Source organism: Arundinibacter roseus, assembly GCF_004348825.1.
Taxonomy (GTDB): domain Bacteria; phylum Bacteroidota; class Bacteroidia; order Cytophagales; family Spirosomataceae; genus Arundinibacter; species Arundinibacter roseus.
This window is the reverse complement of the sequence record NZ_SMJU01000033.1, coordinates 1-2,302: the sequence shown is the minus strand read 5'-3', so window position 1 is coordinate 2,302 and position 2,302 is coordinate 1. Positions and strand designations below refer to the sequence as shown.

Sequence of the window (2,302 nt, the reverse complement as noted above, 5' to 3'; positions counted from 1 at the left end):
GTAAGCATCCTATGAACTACATATTTCTTGGCTAGAATTCGGTTTCTACTTTTGACCTAAAAAGACAAGCGAATGAATCAGTCAGAAGAAATGTTCAAATTAGTACGTGAGTGGCGCAAAAGCAGCCAAAGCCAAAGTGAATTTTGCAAGCCTTATGGCATAAAGGTAGCCAAGTTCGGCTATTGGGTGGGAAAAGAAAAGTTAAGCCGCGAGAGGAATCATCGGAAAGTCGGCGGCTTTGTTGAGCTATCTGGCCAACCGCTCACACCAGGTGAATCCTACCAGGTTATCTACCCCAACGGTGTGAAAGTGAACTATTCAGGCAGTGACCTGGCTACACTTTCACAGCTGATCAAACTCTACTAATGTTTAGCCTGAGTTCATCACACCGTTATTTTCTTTACCAGGGCCATTGTGATATGCGTAAAGCATTTGACGGGCTTTGTGGCCTGGTAAGCACGCAGCTTGGTCGGAATCCCACGAGTGGCGAAGTGTTCGTTTTTTTGAACCGGCGCCGAACCCATATCAAATTGCTTCACTGGGAAAACGGGGGCTTTGTTTTGTATTATAAGCGCCTTGAAAAAGGAACATTTTCTCCACCAAAAGCAATGGATGGGCGGTTGTCTTTGAGCTGGGCCGAGCTGGTTCTCATGGTAGAGGGTATCCAAATACATAAGAGTACGCAGAAGTCAAGATTCTGTTTTTAAGCATGAAGAAGGGCATATTTTATTAGCTAAAATGCTTCTGGATCTGTATCTTTAGGGTATGGAAATGTCGCTGGAATCGCTTTCAAAAGAAGAACTTATAGCCCTTATAAACAAGGAAAAGCAATCCTATGGTGAAGAGAGGATAGCAGAGTTGGAAGAGGAAAACGCTTATCTCAAATCGCAGTTGGAAATGTACAAGCGGATGCAGTTTGGGCAAAAGCGTGAACGCTTCGAAGGCGATCCGGCGCAGATTGCGCTTCCTTTTGAAGCAGCTGTCGAACAGATTGCTGTACAGGAAGAAATCCTGAAAGAAAAGATCGGCTACGTCCGTAAAAGGCCGAACCACAAAGGCCGTGCAGCATTACCTTCTCATTTACCTGTCGAAGAAATCGAGATTTATCCTCAGGGTGATCTTTCAGAAATGGTGTGCATCGGAAAGGAAGTTACCGAAGAGCTCGATTATGAGCCTGCCCGCTTCTTGATTAAAAGGTATATCCGCTATAAATATGCAGCCAAAAACGGAGAAGGTGTAAAGATTGGTCAGCTTCCAGAGCGGGTTATTGATAGAGGAATACCTTCTACCGGACTTCTTGCCAGCATATTGACCGACAAATACCAAGATCATCTCCCGCTTTACCGCCAAAAACAACGCTTTGCCCGGGAAGACATCCGGATCGCATCTTCGACTCTTGAGGGCTGGACCAAGGAAGCGCTGATCAAGCTCGAACCACTTTACGAGCAGTTGGTCTTTGATATGAAATCAAAGGGCTATTGGCAGGTAGATGAAAGTCCGATCAAAGTTTTGGAAAGTGACAAGAAGGGAGCTTGCCACCAGGGGTACTATTGGGTGTATCACAGTCCTTTGGATGGTATGGTTCTCTTTGATTACCAACCGACAAGAGGGTCAGCAGGGGCGAAAACGATGTTAGAGAGCTTTAAGGGCTACCTGCAGACGGATGGGTATGCCGTTTACGAAAAACATGGCAGACGGAAGGATGTTGTGCACCTGGCCTGCTGGGCGCACGCCCGCCGGGAATTCGAGCGGGCGTTGGAAAACGATAAAGCCAGGGCGCAAATAGCGCTGTCAATGATCCAGAAGCTATATGCCGTCGAGCGCAAAGCGAAAGAACAGATGTTGGATGCGGACGCAATTAAAGAGCTGCGCCTAAATGAATCCCTTCCGATTATCAATGAACTGGGCAAATGGATATTCGAGCAAATTAAAAGTACGCTCCCCAAGAGCCAAATTGGAAAGGCTATGCAGTACAGTTATGCCCGCTGGGATGCGCTTAGTGCTTATTTATATGACGGAAATCTGCTTATTGATAACAATCAGATCGAAAATGCTATCCGGCCCTTGGCGATAGGGCGAAAAAATTACTTGTTCGCAGGCTCCCATGATGCTGCGCAGCGGGCTGCCATAATTTATTCCTTCTTTGCTATCTGCAAAAAACACAACGTCAATCCTTACAATTGGCTGAAAAACACCCTGCAAAACATCGCTACGATTAATCATAAAGACATTGCCGATCTGTTTCCGCAAAATTTTAGCAAAGGTCAGTAATTAACTATTATGTAGTTGGTAGGCCGGATAC

3 protein-coding genes are annotated in these 2,302 nt (G+C 45.8%); all 3 read left to right on the top strand.

Going from position 1 to position 2,302, the window contains the following annotated elements; all coding sequences use genetic code 11:
* The first annotated feature begins 72 nt into the window (after positions 1-72).
* Genes tnpA through tnpC form a run of 3 tightly spaced genes read left to right on the top strand, consistent with a single transcriptional unit; the run spans position 73 to position 2,271 of the window.
* The gene (gene tnpA, locus EZE20_RS23830) at positions 73-366 is read left to right on the top strand and encodes an IS66 family insertion sequence element accessory protein TnpA (RefSeq protein WP_132122528.1); all 294 of its coding nucleotides are present in this window, start codon (positions 73-75) and stop codon (positions 364-366) included.
* Positions 366-707, top strand: a complete 342-nt coding sequence (gene tnpB / locus EZE20_RS23825; RefSeq protein ID WP_132122526.1) for an IS66 family insertion sequence element accessory protein TnpB — start codon at positions 366-368, stop codon at positions 705-707. The genes tnpA and tnpB overlap by 1 nt, the downstream gene beginning before the upstream one ends.
* A gap of 58 nt (positions 708-765) precedes the next feature.
* On the top strand, positions 766-2,271 hold the full coding sequence (gene tnpC, locus EZE20_RS23820; protein ID WP_132122524.1) for an IS66 family transposase: 1,506 nt from the start codon (positions 766-768) through the stop codon (positions 2,269-2,271).
* Positions 2,272-2,302: the final 31 nt, after the last annotated feature.